This is a genomic window from Snodgrassella sp. B3837, from assembly GCF_026535955.1.
In the GTDB taxonomy this organism is placed as follows: Bacteria; Pseudomonadota; Gammaproteobacteria; order Burkholderiales; family Neisseriaceae; genus Snodgrassella; species Snodgrassella alvi_E.
The window spans coordinates 96,677-114,931 of record NZ_JAFNPI010000019.1 but is presented as its reverse complement, the minus strand read 5'-3'; the positions used below and the strand labels follow the sequence as shown (position 1 = coordinate 114,931).

Below are 18,255 nucleotides of genomic sequence, written 5' to 3'. Positions count from 1 at the left end.
TGGCACCCCCTGAACATTGCAATGATTTAAGGTAAACCGTTATGTTGAAAAAAAACGTAATTCGTTCCAGCTGGTGTTTGCTGGTGCTGGCATTAGGTGCCTGTACTATTTTCAAACAACCGGCAGCACCGACAGAAACGGGCAGCAGTAACGCCGGTACTGCTGCTACCACTGCCGACAATCCTTATGGTGCCCCGCCGTATACACCACCGACAGACACGCCTCCGGCTTATACGCCCAATGCTGGCGCCACAGCCACAGGTTATGTAGGCAATTATTCACCAGTTGATATCAATGCTGCTACGCATACGGTACAGCGCGGTGACACGGTATACAATATTTCAAAACGTTATCAGATTACGCAGGATAATTTACGTGCCTGGAATAATCTGGCTGATAATAATATTCGTCTGGGGCAGGTGCTGCGGGTGAAGCCGGCTGGGTATGTTGCACCGGCCGGAAGCAAAAATACCACCACTACGGTAACGACGCCGGTAAGCACAGCGAATGTGACAACGACCACAAGTACGACCACGACGACTACACCATCTAGCTCTACTACTGTCTCAACAAGTAAAACCGTAAGCACTGGTGGTGTGCGCAGTGTAAGCGGTATTGAATGGCAGCGTCCGACTGCCGGTAATATTCTGCAAAGCTTCGGCGGCAGCAGTAAGGGAATCGATTACGGTGGCAATGCTGGCCAGCCAATTATGGCCGCCGCTTCCGGTAAGGTGGTGTATGCCGGTAATGGTTTGCGCGGCTATGGTAATCTGATTATTGTGCAGCATAATCAAACCTATCTGACTGCTTATGGCAATAACCAGAGTATTATGGTGAAAGAAGGCCAGCAGGTGAAACGTGGTCAGCAGATTGCCACGATGGGTAGCACCGATGCTAAGCGTACCCAGCTGCATTTTGAATTACGTGAGAATGGTCAGCCGCAGGACCCGAGCCGCTATATCCCAATGTAAGCAGTTAAGTCCAATCAGCAGATTGGCACTGAAGAGCATCTGTTTTCTGAATTTGGTAAACAGATGCTTTTTTATCTTTGTTAATTTGAAATTTTACATCTACTTTTTTGCGAATAACTAATGGTATCCGTGGCTATTTGTGTATATTACAGTACCGGTATATTTGTTTTTAAAATTTCAGAATAATCACAATATATATTGACAGTTTTAATATAAAAACAATAGGTTGAAGGCTGATAACTGCCTTGTTGTCTGACAATTATGTGTCAAACAGACGGGCAGTTCTTTCTTTTTATTTGTGATGGCTGATAAAAAGCAACAGAAATGATTTAGGCATTGGATGGATTTAAGAACTGGCTGGCGAACTGGATGTCAGCAAAAAAACTTAAAGCCGCGATATAGCTATGCTGTACATTTTTTGCCGGTATAGTCTCGCCATTCAGTTCGAGATCACGTGTGGCACAGCCGTCGGCAATTAGAATAGGTTGAAAATTAAGTTCTGCTGCCTGGCGGGTAGTGGAATCTATGCACATATGGGTCATCATTCCGCAGATAACTAATTGTTCTACTGCCTGTTTTTGTAGCTGCGTTAGTAGATCGGTTTGTACAAAGCTATTGGGGAAATTTTTGCGGATAATCCATTCTGTCTGGGTGGCGATGGGCAGTAGCTGTGGATGAAGCTCTACTCCATGGCTATCCGGCAGGAAAAAAGTTGCATTATTACGAATATTGATATGTTGAATATAGAATATTGGTAGCTGCAGCCGGCGAAACTGTTGGCGCAATCTGAGTATATTTTCCAATGCCATTTGTGGCTGATGCAATGCCATTTTTCCTTGGGGGAAATAATCATTTTGCACATCGATGATAAGGAGTGCTTGTTTCATATATGTTTTCATGTTTGTTGTGAGGCTTCTATTATCTGTAATTAGCATGCAATACTGAACGGGTATATGAAAGCAGTAGGCAGGATTTATTTTCAGGATGAAAATATGGATAAAAAAGACCGGGCAATTGTGGATTTGTTGAAAATCAATAGCCGGATGTCATGGAAAGAAGTTGGGGAAAAAGTATTTCTGAGTGGTCAGGCAGTGGGGCTAAGGGTACAGAGCCTGCTTGATAGAGGCGTGATTGAGCGGTTCACGGTGTCAGAATATTATGAGTCAGAACAGTTTATTACGATTTATATGAACGGCAGCCGGTTTGAGGAATTTGAAAATATGGTCAGTCGCTTTGCTGCGGTAGAGGCTCTGCACAAAATTACAGGGGACGGCTGTTATTTTATCCATACTCGTTTTGCTGCTGCAGAACTGGAGCAGTTTTTGCAGCAGGTGGCGTTGTATGCCCGATATAAAGTTAGTCACAATCTACGCAGAATTAAATGAGTGCAGGTTTTAAATCTGGTGGCAGGCAGCCAGTATGCTGTTTTCGCTCAGACAATGCATACGGGCAAAATCGATGCTGTTTTGTAGCAGTCCTTTATCTTCTTCACATTGTGCTTCTGTTTCGATAATCAACATCTGTTGCGGCCGGCCGGCATGCAAACTCATACGCATTTGTGCCTGAGTAAAGGGAAGGTTGTGCTTTTGTGCAAACATACGGGCGCGGCTATTGGCCGTTTTCAGCATGGGGATTAAGGTGATATCCAAGTGAAAAATGCGCACGCCCATTACCAGGATACGGGCAGCAAACCAGTCTGCTTCTTCACTGATAATGTCTGGTGTAGGTTGATCAGAACTGAGCCGCTGTGCGGCTATTAACATGGCTACCATCCGCAGTTGTGGAATCAGTGCTTCACTAAGCATATACGGGCTTTGAAATTGTGGCTGAAGCTGTAACAGGTCGCTTCGGTGCTGATTGCCATCTACAATCATATACCAGCGCTGAAGTTGTGGTACAGGTGCTTCAGTGTGCTGCATTCGTTTCTGCGGTAATACCGGCATTTTATTCTCCAATAGTTGTTGATTCATTGTTATTGCCTTAGTGTACGAGGCGTTTATGGTATAAAAAAACCGCCTCGGATTGGCCGGGCGGTTCACTTTGTTTTTGCTTATGTTTTTTTAAATAAACGCAAAAAGGCACCGCACCGAGGTGTGGTACCAATAATAAGCAAAAGAGAAAGTGTGTTTAGTTTTCATTTTTATACAGTAAAACATTCAATGAGTGGTGTCAATAATTATTTTCTTCGCCCCAACGCGCTATCAGCCGGTGCGGAATCTGCAACTGATCCAGAATTCGTGCTACTACAAAATCTACCATATCTGCTACGCTTTGCGGATGCTGATAGAAAGCCGATACCGGTGGTAGGATACAGACGCCTAGACGTGCGAGTTTAAGCATATTTTCCAGATGAATGGCTGAAAGCGGGGTTTCTCGCGGTACGATAATCAGTGGTCGCTGTTCTTTGATGCAAACATCGGCTGCGCGTTCGAGCAAATGATCTGAGGTACCGGCAGCAATGGCGGCAACACAGCCCATGCTTGCCGGACAGATGATCATGGCATCTGCGGGATTAGAACCGGAGGCGGGTGGAGCAAACCATTCATCACGGCCAAATGCGGTGAGTTGAGATGGGTCGACCCCGAATTCACTACATAAAGCTGCGGTACATTGCTTGGCGTTGGTAGGTAGATGCCAATTGATTTCCTGCTGTGCCACTATCTGTGCAGCTTGTGAGTACAATAACCAGACTTTGATATTTGCTTGCAAAAGGCACCCCAGTAGTCTTTTGGCATAAGGCATGCCTGAAGCGCCGGTTAAGGCGAGGGTGACGGTTTTTATGGATCGGGCTGCTGAAAAAATCATGATAAGACTGGTGTGTGGCAAGATATGGCTGTTATTATAGCCACTTTGCTTTCGATATTACATTTGTTATGCAGGTGTTTTATGCATTGGCAAAGATTAATCAATTAATCATTATGTTATGCCCATGAAGTTAATAAAACTGGGCAGATTCAGTAAACCTGCTGCCTGTTGGCGGGGAAAAATTATGTCTGGGTTCAGTTTGGCATAGAACCTCTAGGCATCCAGTGGAAAATCAAACATGTTGTGGAAGAATTTATTATGGTGGCCTTGTCTATGTGCCAGCATGTTGGTGGGGTGTGCTCAGGTCACACCTTATGCGCAAGAAGAGCGCGAATGTGATTCAGAGGCTATGGCCAAAGCTTTATTGCAGGCTGACCAGCCCATAGGCAGTAAAGGTTTTCGTTGTGCGGTAGTCACAAAAGATGTCACGGTGCTGAAACCGGAACGTAGTACTCCGCCGGAAGTGAGCCTAAATATCGACCGGCCGGCTATTGAAGTCAGCAAGTGTTTGCACGATAAGTTGCAGTCTCGCTTTAATCTTCCACGTGAATTTTATCGAATAAGCAGTTATCCGAATGGTAGCCAGACGCTGGCGCTGGTTAATCCATTTACCGGTAAAGAAGGATTGCAGATAGATGTGGTTAAAGCGGGTATGGCGCAGAGTACGGTTAATTTATATGCAAATGGTATGACGTTGTCGCAGGCATGGCGGAAATTCCCTGAGCTTTGTCGTTAGCCGTGGAAAATTTCTGCCTCGGCGGCCGGCAATACAAAACCCCTCAGAAATGAGGGGTTTTGTATTGAGCAAATAGTGGCTAATGGTTTATTTGCCTGCTTTGAGATTTTGCCATAAGCGCAATTCGTATTTCAGAGTATCGGATTTGGCCGGTAAAACGAGATAGCTGTTGGCCAGCACTTCATCTGATGGGAAGATGCTGCTGTCTTCGCGATATTCTTTTTTCATCAGTTGTTTTGCTGGCAGGCTGGCGGGTGCATAGGTGACATGGTTGCCATTGCGGGCAGCAATCTGGGGTTCGAGAACCCAGTTTAGATAGCGGTAAGCATTTTTCAAGTTGGCGGCATCTTTGGGAATGGCCAGAGTATCCACCCATAGAGATACGCCTTGTTCAGGAACTAAAACCTGAATATCTTTTTTACCGGTGGCTTCTAGCCGACGACGTTTGGCGATATTTAAATCGCCACCAAAGCCGATGGCCACGCAGACATCTCCTCGAGCTAGATCGTCGATGTAGCCTGAAGAAGAGTAGCGCAGCACGTTGCTGCGGTTGGCTTTGATGAGATTGGCAGCCATGTCTATATCGTCTTTGCTTTGGCTGTTGGGATCTTTACCTGCATAGTGCAGTGCCAGCGGAATCATTTCTACAGGGCTGTCCATGTAGCTGATGCCGCAGCTTTTCAGTTTGTCTGTATATTTCGGATTGAAAACCAGATCCCAGCTATTTTCTGGCATTGGGGTGTCACCCAGTGCGGCATTGACTTTCTCAATGTTGATGGCGATGGTATTCATACCCCAGTAATTGGGGACAGCATATTGGTTGCCCGGATCGACATCTTTTAATAAATCAAGTAATTTCGGGTTAATGTTTTTCCAGTTGGGTATCAGACTCTTGTCTAGCGGCTGATAAGCGCCAGCTTTAATCTGTCGGCCGACAAAGGAGTTGGACGGACCAACGATGTCGTAGCCAGACTGTCCGGTTAGGATTTTGCTTTCTAGTGTTTCGTCGCTGTCATAATAGTTGTAGGTAACTTTTATGCCGTATTTCTTTTCAAATTCACTGATGGTTTTTGGGTCCACATAATCAGACCAATTGTAGATTTTCAGTGTTTTAGTTTCGTTCAATGTGCCGGTGCTGCTGGCCGCTACGGCAGAAGCCGGCTTGGTGCCGCTATTTTCATGAGAACCGCTGCAGGCGGCCAGTATGCATAAAATCAAACTGGATAAACTCAGGCTGGCTGTGTTTTTCATGTTTGTCCTTTTCAAAGATGCGCCTGTTTTAGGCTGGCATGGTGATGGGGTATGATCACCTTGTAACTTCATATTCTGTGTGCTTAGGGCTAACTATACCGTAATCGGGTAGGGGTGTTGTCGGATTTGTCATTTTGGCATGGTTTTTAGCCAGTTCTGGTATGCTTATGCGTAAAACTGCGGTAAGATAAGCACATGATTTTAACAAGGGCGGTAGTTGGGATAGTTTATCCAGTGTCCTGTTTTTAATATCCATATTCAGGCAGTCTGTGTGTATACAGACTGCCTGAATACGATTAATCGCCCGTTCAACTGAAACTACCATGAAAACAGCAGATTTACGTTCTAATTTTCTTAAATTTTTTGCCAGTAAGGGGCATCAGGTGGTGCCGTCTTCTTCGCTGGTTCCACCTCAGGATGATAAAACCCTGTTGTTTACCAACGCAGGCATGAATCAGTTTAAAGATGTGTTTCTGGGTTTTGACAAGCGTCCGTACAGCCGCGCAACCACGGCACAGAAATGTGTACGCGCCGGAGGTAAGCACAACGATCTGGAAAATGTAGGCTACACTGCGCGTCATCATACGTTTTTTGAAATGCTAGGCAATTTCAGCTTTGGTGATTATTTCAAACATGATGCGCTACATTTTGCTTGGGAATTCCTGACGAGTAAGGATTGGCTTAATCTGCCAAAGGAAAAGCTGCTGGCTACCGTTTATGCAGATGATGATGAAGCCTATAATATTTGGTTGAATGAAATCGGCCTACCGGCAGAAAAAATTATTCGCATTGGCGACAATAAAGGTGCGCGCTATGCTTCGGATAATTTCTGGCAGATGGGTGATACTGGCCCTTGCGGTCCATGCTCAGAAATTTTTTACGACCATGGTGAACATATTTGGGGAGGCCCTCCGGGTAGCCCTGAGGAAGATGGTGACCGTTTTATCGAAATCTGGAACTGTGTGTTTATGCAGTATAACCGCGATGAAAACGGCAATATGAATCCGCTGCCAAAACCTTCGGTCGATACCGGTATGGGACTAGAGCGCGTGTCTGCGGTATTGCAGCAGGTGCACAGTAATTATGAAATCGATTTGTTTGTGCATTTACTGCATGCTGTAGCTCGTGTGGTTGGCGTGCCTTACAGTCAGGAAGTACCCAGCCTGAAGGTGATTGCCGACCATATCCGCTCTTGTGCCTTTTTGATTGCTGATGGTGTACTGCCGAGCAATGAAGGACGTGGCTATGTATTGCGGCGCATTATTCGCCGCGCGGTACGCCATGGCTACAAACTGGGCTGTAAACAGGCGTTTTTTCATTTGCTGGTAGCTGATCTGGTGCAGGAAATGGGTGCGTCTTATCCAGAACTGGTAGAAAAACAGGTACAAATCAGCGAGGTGCTGAAACAAGAAGAAAGCCGTTTTGCGCAGACGCTAGAAACGGGTATGGCCTTATTGGAAAATGCTTTGCAGGATGGTGGTAATACGCTTGCCGGTGAAGTGATTTTCAAGCTGTATGATACTTATGGATTCCCTTATGATTTAACTGCTGATATTGCCCGTGAACGCAATATTAGTCTGGACGAAGCAGGGTTTGAGCGCGAAATGGCTGCTCAGCGTGCGCGTGCGCGTGCGGCGCAGAATTTCAAAGCCAATACCCAGTTGGCTTATGATGGAGCAGATACTGAATTCACTGGTTATCATGAGCGTCAGAATGAAAGCACGATTTTGGCTTTGTATAAAGACGGTGAGGCAGTTGAACAGTTGCACGCAGGTGAAACTGGTGCCGTGGTGATTGATTTCACGCCATTTTATGCCGAATCTGGTGGTCAGACAGGTGATATGGGCTATATTTTTGCTGGTGAAAACCGTTTTCAAGTAGATGACACGCAGAAAATTAAGGCAAAAGTGTTTAGTCAGTTTGGAGAAATGGTTTCTGGCAGCCTGAAAGTCGGCGATGCGGTTACTGCTCAGGTAGATAGTGCTTTGCGTGAAGCAAGTATGCGTAACCACAGTGCGACTCATCTGATGCATCGTGCCCTGCGTGAAGTGCTGGGTATGCATGTTGAGCAGAAAGGCTCGCTAGTGAATGCAGAGCGTACACGCTTTGATTTCTCACATACGCAGCCGGTAACCAGCGCCCAATTGGCAGAAGTGGAACGCCGTGTAAATCAGGCTATTGTGGCCAATGTGCCGGTTTGTGCTCAGAATATGAGTTTTGATGATGCCATTGCCGCTGGTGCCATGGCGCTATTTGGTGAGAAATACGGCGATGAAGTGCGTGTATTGAGCATGGGTGAATTTTCCACCGAGCTGTGTGGTGGTACTCATGTGGCACGTACCGGTGATATCGGCCTGTTCAAGATAGTATCTGAGAGTGGTATTGCCGCCGGTGTACGTCGCATTGAGGCGGTAACCGGCTTGAATGCGCTACAGTATGTACAACAGCAGGAAGATTTGCTGAAAGCCGCAGTAGTGGAGGTGAAGGCTCAGACTGCTGAAGACCTAGTGCCTAAACTGCAAAGCATGCACAGCCAAATGAAACAGCTGGAAAAAGCACTGAGCGAAGCCAGAACAGAGCTAGCCAAACATGCGGGCAGTGCGCTGCTGGCACAGGCTCAGGCTGTGGGCACTGCGCGGCTAATACTGAACCAGATCGATGCTGACAGTAGTGCGTTGCGCGATATCGCTGCTGATTTGGTTTCACAAGGTGAGAATATTGTGGTGGTTTTGGCTGCTGTAAATGATGGTAAAATTGCCGTTACTGCAGGTGTATCGAAAGCCCTGAGTAAAACAGTTAAAGCAGGAGAGCTGGTTAATTATGTGGCTGCGCAGGTTGGTGGAAAAGGCGGTGGCCGTCCTGATTTGGCACAGGCAGGCGGCCATGATGTGGCAGCGTTGCCGAAGGCACTGGCCAGTGTAACTGACTGGTTAGCTGCTAAAGCAGTGTAGAGATATTTCGCAGATGAAAACAGCAAACGGTTTATGGAAGATAATTACATAAGCCGTTTTTTTGCTTACCAATAGGAGAATGAAAAATGCAGAGGTATGTTAAAGCTTGTCTGGCTGCGTGGATGCTGATGGTATCGGTGTGTACGTTTGCCGCAACGCAAGAACAGCTGGCGCAACAGCAATTGCAGCAGAATGTGGATGCGGTGTTGTCGGTAGCACGTGACAAAAGTCTGAATGAGCAGCAGCGAATCAGTCAGATTGAGCGCTATGCGGATCAGTATTTGGATTACGAGCGTATATCAGCTTTGGCAGTAGGGTTGCCGTGGCGGCAATTTACTGCGCAGCAGCGGCAGGATTTCAGCGCGGCTTTCAAGAATATGATTGTACGAATTTACGCACATTCTGCTTTGATGGGTGCCAGCAATGCAACGGTAAAAGTCCTGCCCAAAGTGGTGAATCAGGGTAATAACAAACTGGAAACCTTCACTGAGATTGTCAGTGCCAGTGATAAACATTATACCGTGGGTTATCAGATGTATTATTCCAATGGGGTATTTAAAATTTATAATTTTCGTGTGAACGGCACTAGCTTAGTGACGGTCTACCGTAATCAGTTTGATCAGTTAATTCAGCAGCAGGGTATTGATGCAACGATTGCTCAACTTCGGGAAAAGGGGCTGGGTAAGGTCCAGATGAAGAAGTAAAGATATATTTGTTGAAAAAACGGTGGCGAATATGTATTCGTCACCGTTTTTTTTATTCTATAATGGCCGGTTTTTAATTTTGCCGTAAATAAACAAAATAATACAGGCGAAGATAATCGAAGCGATTAAACCGGCTTTTTCTCCTGCATGATACCAGCCAAAAGCCTGACCAACATATCCAGCGAGTAAGGAACCACCAATACCCAGTAGTGTGGTAACAATCCAGCCAATTTGTTGTTTGCCTGGATAAATCAATTTGGCAATCACGCCAATGATGAAACCTACTACAATTGTCCAGATTAAGCCCATGTTGTACTCCCTGAAAATAAGGAAACTTTATCTTAATCCTTGAAACTTATGAGATGTTCGTTACTGATGTAAAATCACTAATTGAAATGCTTATTTTAAATAAATATGTGTTATCAGTATGTTATGTTTTGGGTAGTAAGGCGGTTTTTTGGTATGAGAATGAAATTTTAGTTTATGTTTGATGATGCATCGAAACAAGAAACGTGAGTGAATATCAAATGGCAAATATTGATGAGATGGACGAAAAAAAAGCATAACTGAAAAGTTATGCTTTTTGATTATTACTCACTATTTAGTGATTACCAGCATAGGTATTAACAGTGCGGTATGGAGTGTTTTCAGGAGTTGAATCAGAAACATGAGTATTCTGGCCATTTTGAGCAGTAGATTCTGCAAAATTGCGCACATCGGTAGTGTCATTCTGAGAATTAGCCAAAGCAAAACCAGCAGTCATTGTTAAAGATGCAGCCAATAAAGCAGTAGAAACTAATTTTTTCATTTTGTTTCCTTTCAAATTTTATTATCAAGATACCTTAAATCTTAAAAGCAAAGTGTAAACTTTGCTTTTGCAATGAGGCTATATTAATACTTTATTGGTATTTTGATAATATCTGATTAGTTAAAGCTGGTTTTCCTGTAAGGAAATCCATGTTGATGTTTATATCAATTAGAAAACAGATTAAAACATCATTTTATCAATATTAAAGTAGCCTTATTTGAGTATAAATATTCTATAGTATCTAAGCAATAACTAGATATTAAGAATTTAATAATGTTGTTTATTTTCCATAAACGGGTAATCTATTGCAAATTTTCTGTACTTTTTCAGCCACCTCTAAAATTACCTGCTGATTATCTGCGTTGTCCAGTACGTCGGCAATCAAATGACCTAGCTCGCGGGTATCGGCTTCAGTAAAGCCGCGGGTGGTAATGGCGGCGGTACCTAGACGAATACCTGAGGTGACAAACGGTTTTTCTGGGTCGTTGGGAATGGCATTTTTGTTCACAGTGATGTGAGCCTGTCCCAACACTGCTTCGGCAGTTTTTCCGGTCAGTTTTTTCGGCTGTAAGTCCACCAGAAATACATGGCTTTCTGTGCGGCCGGATACGATGCGCAAACCACGTTCAATCAGGGTTTCTGCCAGTACCTTGGCATTGGCTTTAATCTGACGGGCATACTGTTTGAATTCTGGCTGCAAAGCTTCTTTAAATGCCACGGCTTTGGCGGCAATCACATGCATCAGTGGGCCGCCTTGCAGGCATGGGAAAATAGCAGAATTAAGCGCTTTGGCATGTTCTTCGCTGCGGCACATAATCACACCACCGCGTGGGCCGCGCAGGGTTTTATGGGTAGTGGTAGTGACAAAATCGGCAAACGGTACTGGATTTGGGTATTCTCCGCCGGCTACCAGACCAGCGTAGTGTGCCATATCCACAAACAGATAGGCGCCAACTTTATCGGCAATGGCACGGAAACGTGCCCAGTCGATTTCCAGTGCATAGGCAGAAGCGCCAGCGACAATCATTTTCGGTTTGTGCTCAAGAGCCAGTTGTTCTACTTGTGCGTAATTGAGGATTTCGTTTTCATCCAGGCCATAGGTAATGGCATTATATAAGCGTCCGGAAATGTTGACGCTGGCGCCATGAGTGAGGTGGCCGCCATGAGCCAGTGACATGCCCAGAATGGTGTCACCTGGTTGCAGCACACTGGCGTACACTGCCTGATTGGCTTGTGAACCGGAGTGTGGTTGCACATTAACATAGGTAGCGCCAAATAGTTGTTTGAGGCGGTCTATGGCCAGTTGTTCCACTTCGTCTACGTATTCACAACCGCCATAGTAGCGTTTGCCTGGATAGCCTTCGGCATATTTGTTGGTTAGCTGGCTGCCCTGAGCTTCCATTACAGCGCAGCTAACATAGTTTTCTGAGGCAATTAATTCCACATGATCTTGCTGGCGCTGGTCTTCGCGGGCAATGGCTGCGGCTAGCTGTGGGTCGAATTTTTCGATGGTTAACGCTTTGGAAAACATGGCGGTCTTTCCTTTTATGAAAGTAGAGAAATAAAGAGAGTGCTGTATGCAGCGAATGAGATTGAGTCGCGCTTATTTTAACTGATAGTGATGGCTGTGTGGCTGAATTTGATGCCTTGCCATGATGAAGGGAATTCATACAATGCGAATGTTTTGCAGTCAGGGTCAGACTGTGGGAAAAATTATTGTACAAAATGCTGTGCAGATGTAGTACTTAATACTGCCGAGTATAGGATACGAAACTATTAGTTGGCTGATGGTGCGTGTTGATTAAATAAACAAACAGCCCTGAATGATTCAGGGCTGTTTGGATACGGTATATGATGAATTACATTTTCATAGAACCGGTTTTTAGGAAATGTTCGTGCCAGCTTAAGGCTTCCGTCAGGATGTGTGGCGTATGAATACCTTTTGCGGTCTGCAATGCACGATCATAATAATCTTGCAACTGGTCGCGATAATCAGGATGTGCACATTTTTCGATAACCACTTTTGCACGCTGCCGTGGAGCCAGTCCACGTAGGTCGGCCAGACCTTGTTCGGTAACAATAATCTGTGTATCGTGCTCGGTGTGGTCAACATGCGATACCATCGGCACGATGCAGGAGATTTTGTCATCCTTAGCAGTAGATGGGGTAACGAAGAAGTTTAGGAAGCTGTTGCGAGCAAAGTCGCCGGAGCCGCCGATACCATTCATCATGCTGGTACCCATTACGTGCGTAGAGTTGATATTGCCGTAAATGTCCGCTTCAATCATGGAATTCATGGCAATAATGCCTAAGCGGCGTACCAGTTCAGGATGATTGGAAATTTCCTGCGGACGCAGAATAATGCGTTCACGGTAAAAATCAATATTGTCGGCAAAGTCTTTGAATGCTTTGGCAGACAGAGAGATGGCTGTAGCGGAGGCGGTGGCCATTTTACCTGCGCGCAGCAAGTCTAGCATGCCATCCTGTAATACTTCAGTATAGCCGAAAAGATTTTCAAACGGACCGGTTAACAGACCAGCCAATACAGCATTGGCCACATTACCTACGCCGGACTGAATTGGCAGCATTTCTTTCGGTAAGCGTCCCATTTTGATTTCCTGAGACAGGAAGTCTACGATGTATGCGGCAATCTGTTTGGATTTGTCATCGGGTTCGCTGAATACATTGTCGCGGTCTGGAGCATTGGATTCTACAATGGCTACCACTTTGTTTAGATCGACTTTCATGTATTTTTCACCGATGCGGTCGTCTGCACGGGTCATGTTGATTGGAGTGCGATGAGGCGGAATGGCATTGCTCACCGGGATGTCGTGCATGCCTTCCATCTGTACCGGCAGACCAGTATTCACTTCCAGAATCACTTTATCGGCCATATCCAGCCAAGTCTGGTTGTTACCAATGGCAGTAGACGGAATCAACAAACCATCTTCGGTGATGCCCAGCACTTCGATAATAGCCACGTGCATGTGACCCAGAAAGCCAAACCAAGCTTGCTGCGCAACATGTGATAAATGCATGTCGATGAAGTTGACATCACCGTTATTGATTTCCTGCCGCATGTGGCGGTCGGTATTAAAGGGCAGGCGCTGATTAATAGCATGTGCATCAGCCAGAACGCCATCACACTCAGGTGCTGTAGACGCACCAGTCCAGACATTGATTTTGTACGGCCGGCCGGCAGCGTGTTCTGCACGAGCAAAATCGGCAATTGCCTGCGGTAATACTTTAGGGTAGCTGGCTCCGGTAAATCCGCTCATGCCAACATTGGCATCATTTTGAATCAGGGTTGCAGCCTGAGCAGCAGACATCAGACGGGAATGAAGTGAGGTATAACGGATGCGATCCTGTACGGACATCGTGTTTTCTCCTTATTAAATCAAAAATGCCTGACCCTTGCCTGGCTAGAGTGAGGCGTGAAGGATAAATGTTGTCTTTGCCGTTTATCTCTTTCGGAATGAATGAGAAGACGTAATGACGCTATCAACGGTGTGCATTTTACTGTAAATAATTGTCTTATGCTGTTTTGTCTGTGCATGGGTAAGGGGCTGTGCTGTACACATAGATAAATAATTATAGATTAATAATCAGTAAGATTAATTAATTCAGCATGTTGTGAATATGTCTATTGAGGAAGCATGCAGATGTTTACATAAATTTTTACTATTATTGCTTAAATATTCATAGCTAGAATTTTTCTGAAATGGATGATTTCAGGAAAAGAATTGCTGCATCAGATGAGCTGTCTGCTCAAAGAGTCCGGCCGGATTAAATGGGTCAAGCATATGCTGCGGATTGAGCTTGCGTAGCCATGTGAGCTGGCGTTTGGCTAGCTGGCGAGTAGCCACGATACTGCGTTCTACGAAGGTGTCGTAATCAATGATACCATTCAGATAATCAAATGCTTGCCGGTAGCCGACACAACGCATGGAGGGTAGGTCTGAGTGCAGGTCTGGGTATTGCAGACGCAATGCTTGCACTTCTTCTACAAAACCCTGTGCCAGCATGGTATGGAAGCGGGTGCCAATCTGAACGCGAAGGTGAGCACGGTCGGCTGGCAGCAGTGCCAGTGTGCATACGTCTACAGATGGTTGCTGGTTTTGCTGATTGGCCAGATGGCTACTCATCGGGATACCGGTAATATGATAGATTTCCAGTGCCCGTTCTATGCGCTGGCTATCGCCGGCAGGCAGGCGTGCAGCCGTAATTGGGTCTACTTTCTGCAATAAAGTATATAAATAATCCATGCCATGCTGTTGTTTTAGTTTTTCCAGCTCGGCACGGATATGTGGATTGGCTTCAGGCAGGCTGCTGAGCCCCTGAGTAAGGGCGTGGTAATACATCATTGTGCCACCCACCAGTAAGGGAAGGTGGCCGCGGCTGTGTATCTCTTTAGCTAAGCGTACACAGTCACTCACAAATTGGGCAGCGCTATAGCATTCCAATGGGGAAATGATATCAATCAAATGATGCGGTACTGCCTGCTGTTCTGCGGGTGTGGGTTTGGCGGTGCCGATGTTCATGTCCCGATAAATCAAAGCTGAATCCAGACTGATGATTTCTACCGGAAATTGAGCAGCCAGATTCAGAGCTAAACTGGTTTTACCGGAAGCTGTGGGTCCCAGAAGCGCAAATACTTTAGGCAAAGATGTAACCATCGCAGTAACTCTGTTTTTAAACGATTATTGTAGCTTGAACTAGCTAAATCAGCGAATGATAGTTAAATGGCAGCAGATAACTGCTATTTATGTGGCGATATCTGAAGTTGGTGGGTATTCGAAGAAAATTGTTTGTTTTTAGTCCAAAGCTATGCTGTAAATTAGGCTATATTTGCAAAATCAATGCTAATTTTTCAACAGTTTGCAAATAAAAGTGAGCATTTTATAGTTTGTATTTGAAGACAAATGCTAGTCAGCACTTAGATCAGATTTGTGTACACGCTGTTGCCAAGGTAATAATCATTTATTTTAAAATTATCAGGATTTACAGCTGATTAGCCCTTGAGTGTGATGTTGCGCCTGATTCATAATAATTTTGCTGAAATTGGAGGATTACAATATGGAAGTATATTAATGTATTACCCTTTATAATAAGCCATAAAAACCAAGGCAGTTGAATTCTGGGTGAGCTACTTTGTTAGGAATATGCGATTCATGAATAGCCAGTTTAACCATATCGGGATTGTGACCCGGCCGCAAACACCGATGATGAGTGAAGTACTGAATGAACTTATTGCTTTTTTATGTGAAGCAGGGTTATCGGTGTATCTGGACGGCGAGGCACAAGCTGATAATCATATCAGTGCGGCTAATTTGCATTGCTATCAGATCATTACCAAATGTGAAATGGGAAGACGCTGTGATTTGGTAATGGTGTTGGGCGGTGATGGCACACTGCTCTCAGTGGCTCGCAAACTGGCTCCCTATCGTGTGCCACTGATTGGTATTCATCAGGGGCACTTAGGGTTTCTAACACAGGTACCGCGTGCTCAAATGGTTAGCGAACTAACCGGCATGCTGACGGGCAAATATCTGCCAGAAGAGCGTATTCTTCTGGAAACGACGGTAGTTCGAGAAGGCAGAGACGTTTACCATTCACTGGCACTAAACGATGTGGTACTTAGCCGTGGTGCGCTGGGGCAGATGATTGAATTTGAAGTATTCATTAATAAAGAATTTGTTTACACCCAGCGTTCGGATGGTCTGATTGTGTCCACACCAACGGGTTCTACAGCGTATGCACTTGCGGCCGGCGGACCAATTCTACAGCCCACGTTGCGTGCATTCAGTTTGGTGCCTATCTGCCCGCAATCGATGTCAAACCGCCCGATTGCTGTAAGTGATACCAGTGAAATCGAAGTGTTGATTACCAAAGGCGGGGATGCGCGTGCGCATTTTGATGGCCAGGCATTTTTTGATTTGCAGACAATGGATAAAATCCGTATTAGTCGCTACCGCAATTCACTACGTATCTTACATCCAGTGAATTATCAGTATTACCGTACTCTACGCCAGAAACTGCACTGGGGTGATCAGCTGGTATGAAATGTGGCTGATAGTTTCTAATACATCTACATCCTTATTTAATTACGTTAATTTTTGGCTTTAGCTAACGTGGCATGACAGATGGTAATGCTTTAAAAGTGTAAGGCATGTAGTAAAAATTAATAAAATCGAAATTTTTATAATTAATTTTAGTTTTTTCTAAAAAATACCTTGCACTTTTTTTAAAAAATACTAAAATCAGCCCTGAATCATGGATGCTTTCTTGAAGAAAGGCTGTTTATGCTGCTGGCGTTGTCTTTACGTGACTTTGTGATTGTGGATGAACTGAACCTGAGTTTTCAGAGTGGATTTACCGTTCTGACTGGGGAAACTGGTGCCGGCAAATCAATCACACTGGATGCGCTGGGGTTGTTACTGGGTGATAAAGCAGATTACGGCCAAATACGGCATGGTGCTAAAGAAGCGCAGTTATCAGCCCTGTTTGATGTAAGTGATGTCCCGCAGGCGCAGTCCTTACTACAGGAACAGGGCTTATTGGATGCACAGGAAACGCAGCTGAGTATCCGCCGTACCATTGATGTGAAAGGCAAAAGCCGCAGTTTTATCAATAATCAGGCTGTGACACTGGGACAACTGCGCCAAATTGGTGAATTACTGATCGATATCCATGGCCAGAATGCTCATCATTCGTTAAATAGTGAAGCTGCGCAGCGCGTTTTACTGGATGCCTTTGCTGGGGCGGATAAGGAAGTTGCACGTGTGCGAGAAGCCTACCAGCGCTGGCAGGAAGCCGAACGCGAGCTGGAAAAAGCTCAGACTCAAGCTGACAGCCTGAATATCGAACGCGAACGCCTACAATGGCGCCTGGATGAGCTCAGTGCTTTAAATGTGCAGGAAAATGAATGGGAAACGCTGAGTCAGAGCCATGATGCGCTGGTACATGCAGCCGATATTCTGCACACAGCTGCCAGCGTAGAAGAGATTCTCAATGGTGATGATGGCTTGCAAAGCCGTTTGTTTCACTGCCGCCAGCAACTGGCTGCATTGATTAAGGCTGCACCGGCTTTTGCCGATAGTGTGACTCTGCTGGAATCGGTAGAAGCCGAGCTGGGTGAAGTCAGTGCTTATCTGCGCGAAGCCAGTGCCAGTGTAGAAACTGACGAAAATCTGCTGGTACAGCAGGGACAGCGGATGCAGGAATTAATGAGCATGGCACGCAAATATCGGCTGGAGCCACCGCAATTGCCGGAAGAATTGGCCAGAGTGGAATCTGCATTAAATGAGCTGGAAGCAGCGGCTGATATTGAGGCTTTGCGGGCGAGAGTAGCAGAGCGTGAAAACGAATATATGCAGGTAGCCCAGCAATTATCTGCCCGCAGGCATCAGGCAGCAGCGAAATTGGCTAAACAAACTACAGCTCATATGCAGAATCTGGCCATGCAGGGTGCACGTTTTCATATTGAACTACTCAGTGCTTCTCCCTCTCTGCATGGTTTAGAACAGGTGCAATATCAGGTAGCCGCCAATCAGGGCACACCTTTACGTGCCATGAGTAAAGTGGCCTCTGGTGGTGAGCTGGCGCGCATCAGCCTGGCACTGCAAATGGTAACCAGCCAGTACAATGAAGTTCCTACACTGATTTTTGATGAAGTGGACACTGGTATCGGCGGTGCAGTGGCGGACGTTGTTGGCCATGCTTTGCGCAGTCTCGGGCAAAACCGTCAGATTCTGGCAGTTACCCATTTACCTCAAGTAGCTGCTTGTGGCCAGCAGCACTGGCAGGTGCGCAAGCACAGCAGTAAAGGTCAGACTATAAGTGAAATAAAGGTTCTGACTGCCGATAGCCGGATAGATGAGATTGCCAGAATGCTAGGCGGTGAAACCATTACTGATACCACGCGCAATCATGCTCGCGAGATGTTGGCGCTAGCACAAAAGTAATTTGGTTTGACTATATACAGCATCTGGCACCAAGAAGGTGGTGGCTATCGTACTTTGGTTTGGGA

General features: G+C 45.6%; 17 protein-coding genes. 7 read left to right on the top strand and 10 right to left on the bottom strand.

What is annotated here, in order from left to right:
- Positions 1-41 precede the first annotated feature (41 nt).
- The gene (locus J3U67_RS07435) at positions 42-971 is read left to right on the top strand and encodes a peptidoglycan DD-metalloendopeptidase family protein (RefSeq protein WP_100139770.1); all 930 of its coding nucleotides are present in this window, start codon (positions 42-44) and stop codon (positions 969-971) included.
- A gap of 329 nt (positions 972-1,300) precedes the next feature.
- Here J3U67_RS07435 and J3U67_RS07430 read toward each other — a convergent pair whose 3' ends face one another.
- Entirely contained in the window at positions 1,301-1,858 is a 558-nt protein-coding gene (locus tag J3U67_RS07430) for a cysteine hydrolase family protein (protein WP_267404581.1), read from the bottom strand.
- A 105-nt stretch (positions 1,859-1,963) separates the two neighbouring features.
- Here J3U67_RS07430 and J3U67_RS07425 point away from each other — a divergent pair, with 105 nt between their 5' ends.
- The gene (locus J3U67_RS07425; protein WP_180295864.1) at positions 1,964-2,356 is read left to right on the top strand and encodes an Lrp/AsnC family transcriptional regulator; all 393 of its coding nucleotides are present in this window, start codon (positions 1,964-1,966) and stop codon (positions 2,354-2,356) included.
- 9 nt (positions 2,357-2,365) lie between these two features.
- Here the strand turns inward: J3U67_RS07425 and J3U67_RS07420 are convergent, their stop codons facing one another.
- Positions 2,366-2,941, bottom strand: a complete 576-nt coding sequence (locus J3U67_RS07420) for a hypothetical protein (protein ID WP_267391271.1) — start codon at positions 2,939-2,941, stop codon at positions 2,366-2,368.
- A 199-nt stretch (positions 2,942-3,140) separates the two neighbouring features.
- Positions 3,141-3,776, bottom strand: a complete 636-nt coding sequence (locus J3U67_RS07415; protein ID WP_267391270.1) for a flavin prenyltransferase UbiX — start codon at positions 3,774-3,776, stop codon at positions 3,141-3,143.
- Positions 3,777-4,014: 238 nt separating this feature from the next.
- On the opposite strand from J3U67_RS07415, the gene J3U67_RS07410 reads away from it, so the two are divergent.
- Positions 4,015-4,512: a hypothetical protein gene (locus tag J3U67_RS07410; RefSeq protein WP_267391269.1), complete on the top strand. Its 498-nt coding sequence runs from the start codon at positions 4,015-4,017 to the stop codon at positions 4,510-4,512.
- Between the two features lie 87 nt (positions 4,513-4,599).
- On the opposite strand, the gene J3U67_RS07405 is transcribed toward J3U67_RS07410, so the two are convergent.
- Together J3U67_RS07405 and J3U67_RS07400 are read right to left on the bottom strand one after the other, a co-directional pair.
- A complete protein-coding gene (locus J3U67_RS07405; RefSeq protein WP_267391268.1) occupies positions 4,600-5,763 on the bottom strand; it encodes a polyamine ABC transporter substrate-binding protein in 1,164 nt (387 codons plus the stop codon).
- A 55-nt stretch (positions 5,764-5,818) separates the two neighbouring features.
- The gene (locus J3U67_RS07400; RefSeq protein WP_100152267.1) at positions 5,819-6,088 is read right to left on the bottom strand and encodes a hypothetical protein; all 270 of its coding nucleotides are present in this window, start codon (positions 6,086-6,088) and stop codon (positions 5,819-5,821) included.
- Here J3U67_RS07400 and alaS point away from each other — a divergent pair.
- Positions 6,087-8,714: an alanine--tRNA ligase gene (gene alaS / locus J3U67_RS07395; RefSeq protein ID WP_267391267.1), complete on the top strand. Its 2,628-nt coding sequence runs from the start codon at positions 6,087-6,089 to the stop codon at positions 8,712-8,714. The two genes, J3U67_RS07400 and alaS, sit on opposite strands and share 2 nt — an antisense overlap.
- An 86-nt stretch (positions 8,715-8,800) precedes the next feature.
- Positions 8,801-9,418, top strand: a complete 618-nt coding sequence (locus J3U67_RS07390; RefSeq protein ID WP_100139778.1) for an MlaC/ttg2D family ABC transporter substrate-binding protein — start codon at positions 8,801-8,803, stop codon at positions 9,416-9,418.
- Positions 9,419-9,475: 57 nt separating this feature from the next.
- Here J3U67_RS07390 and J3U67_RS07385 read toward each other — a convergent pair whose 3' ends face one another.
- From J3U67_RS07385 to miaA, 5 genes are all read right to left on the bottom strand, one after another.
- Positions 9,476-9,727 (bottom strand): GlsB/YeaQ/YmgE family stress response membrane protein, encoded by a 252-nt coding sequence (locus J3U67_RS07385; protein WP_100139779.1) that lies wholly within the window; start codon positions 9,725-9,727, stop codon positions 9,476-9,478.
- Between the two features lie 292 nt (positions 9,728-10,019).
- Entirely contained in the window at positions 10,020-10,226 is a 207-nt protein-coding gene (locus tag J3U67_RS07380) for a hypothetical protein (RefSeq protein WP_100139780.1), read from the bottom strand.
- 280 nt (positions 10,227-10,506) lie between these two features.
- Positions 10,507-11,757: a serine hydroxymethyltransferase gene (gene glyA / locus J3U67_RS07375; protein WP_267404578.1), complete on the bottom strand. Its 1,251-nt coding sequence runs from the start codon at positions 11,755-11,757 to the stop codon at positions 10,507-10,509.
- A 328-nt stretch (positions 11,758-12,085) separates the two neighbouring features.
- Complete coding sequence (locus J3U67_RS07370) at positions 12,086-13,603, bottom strand: acetyl-CoA hydrolase/transferase family protein (RefSeq protein ID WP_267391265.1); 1,518 nt, start codon at positions 13,601-13,603, stop codon at positions 12,086-12,088.
- Between the two features lie 354 nt (positions 13,604-13,957).
- Positions 13,958-14,902, bottom strand: coding sequence for a tRNA (adenosine(37)-N6)-dimethylallyltransferase MiaA (miaA, locus tag J3U67_RS07365; protein ID WP_267391264.1), 945 nt, complete (start codon positions 14,900-14,902; stop codon positions 13,958-13,960).
- 495 nt (positions 14,903-15,397) lie between these two features.
- Here miaA and J3U67_RS07360 point away from each other — a divergent pair, with 495 nt between their 5' ends.
- The gene (locus J3U67_RS07360; protein ID WP_267391263.1) at positions 15,398-16,288 is read left to right on the top strand and encodes an NAD(+) kinase; all 891 of its coding nucleotides are present in this window, start codon (positions 15,398-15,400) and stop codon (positions 16,286-16,288) included.
- Positions 16,289-16,528: 240 nt separating this feature from the next.
- Complete coding sequence (gene recN, locus J3U67_RS07355; protein ID WP_267391262.1) at positions 16,529-18,190, top strand: DNA repair protein RecN; 1,662 nt, start codon at positions 16,529-16,531, stop codon at positions 18,188-18,190.
- The last annotated feature ends 65 nt before the right edge of the window (positions 18,191-18,255 follow it).

What these genes read in the sequence shown, in the direction of transcription:
- J3U67_RS07435 (WP_100139770.1), top strand. Translation starts at nt 42, where the DNA reads ATGTTGAAAAAAAACGTAATTCGTTCCAGCTGGTGTTTGCTGGTGCTG.
- J3U67_RS07430 (WP_267404581.1), bottom strand. Translation starts at nt 1,858, where the DNA reads ATGAAACAAGCACTCCTTATCATCGATGTGCAAAATGATTATTTCCCC.
- J3U67_RS07425 (WP_180295864.1), top strand. Translation starts at nt 1,964, where the DNA reads ATGGATAAAAAAGACCGGGCAATTGTGGATTTGTTGAAAATCAATAGC.
- J3U67_RS07420 (WP_267391271.1), bottom strand. Translation starts at nt 2,941, where the DNA reads ATGAATCAACAACTATTGGAGAATAAAATGCCGGTATTACCGCAGAAA.
- J3U67_RS07415 (WP_267391270.1), bottom strand. Translation starts at nt 3,776, where the DNA reads ATGATTTTTTCAGCAGCCCGATCCATAAAAACCGTCACCCTCGCCTTA.
- J3U67_RS07410 (WP_267391269.1), top strand. Translation starts at nt 4,015, where the DNA reads ATGTTGTGGAAGAATTTATTATGGTGGCCTTGTCTATGTGCCAGCATG.
- J3U67_RS07405 (WP_267391268.1), bottom strand. Translation starts at nt 5,763, where the DNA reads ATGAAAAACACAGCCAGCCTGAGTTTATCCAGTTTGATTTTATGCATA.
- alaS (WP_267391267.1), top strand. Translation starts at nt 6,087, where the DNA reads ATGAAAACAGCAGATTTACGTTCTAATTTTCTTAAATTTTTTGCCAGT.
- J3U67_RS07400 (WP_100152267.1), bottom strand. Translation starts at nt 6,088, where the DNA reads ATGGTAGTTTCAGTTGAACGGGCGATTAATCGTATTCAGGCAGTCTGT.
- J3U67_RS07390 (WP_100139778.1), top strand. Translation starts at nt 8,801, where the DNA reads ATGCAGAGGTATGTTAAAGCTTGTCTGGCTGCGTGGATGCTGATGGTA.
- J3U67_RS07385 (WP_100139779.1), bottom strand. Translation starts at nt 9,727, where the DNA reads ATGGGCTTAATCTGGACAATTGTAGTAGGTTTCATCATTGGCGTGATT.
- J3U67_RS07380 (WP_100139780.1), bottom strand. Translation starts at nt 10,226, where the DNA reads ATGAAAAAATTAGTTTCTACTGCTTTATTGGCTGCATCTTTAACAATG.
- glyA (WP_267404578.1), bottom strand. Translation starts at nt 11,757, where the DNA reads ATGTTTTCCAAAGCGTTAACCATCGAAAAATTCGACCCACAGCTAGCC.
- J3U67_RS07370 (WP_267391265.1), bottom strand. Translation starts at nt 13,603, where the DNA reads ATGTCCGTACAGGATCGCATCCGTTATACCTCACTTCATTCCCGTCTG.
- miaA (WP_267391264.1), bottom strand. Translation starts at nt 14,902, where the DNA reads ATGGTTACATCTTTGCCTAAAGTATTTGCGCTTCTGGGACCCACAGCT.
- J3U67_RS07360 (WP_267391263.1), top strand. Translation starts at nt 15,398, where the DNA reads ATGAATAGCCAGTTTAACCATATCGGGATTGTGACCCGGCCGCAAACA.
- recN (WP_267391262.1), top strand. Translation starts at nt 16,529, where the DNA reads ATGCTGCTGGCGTTGTCTTTACGTGACTTTGTGATTGTGGATGAACTG.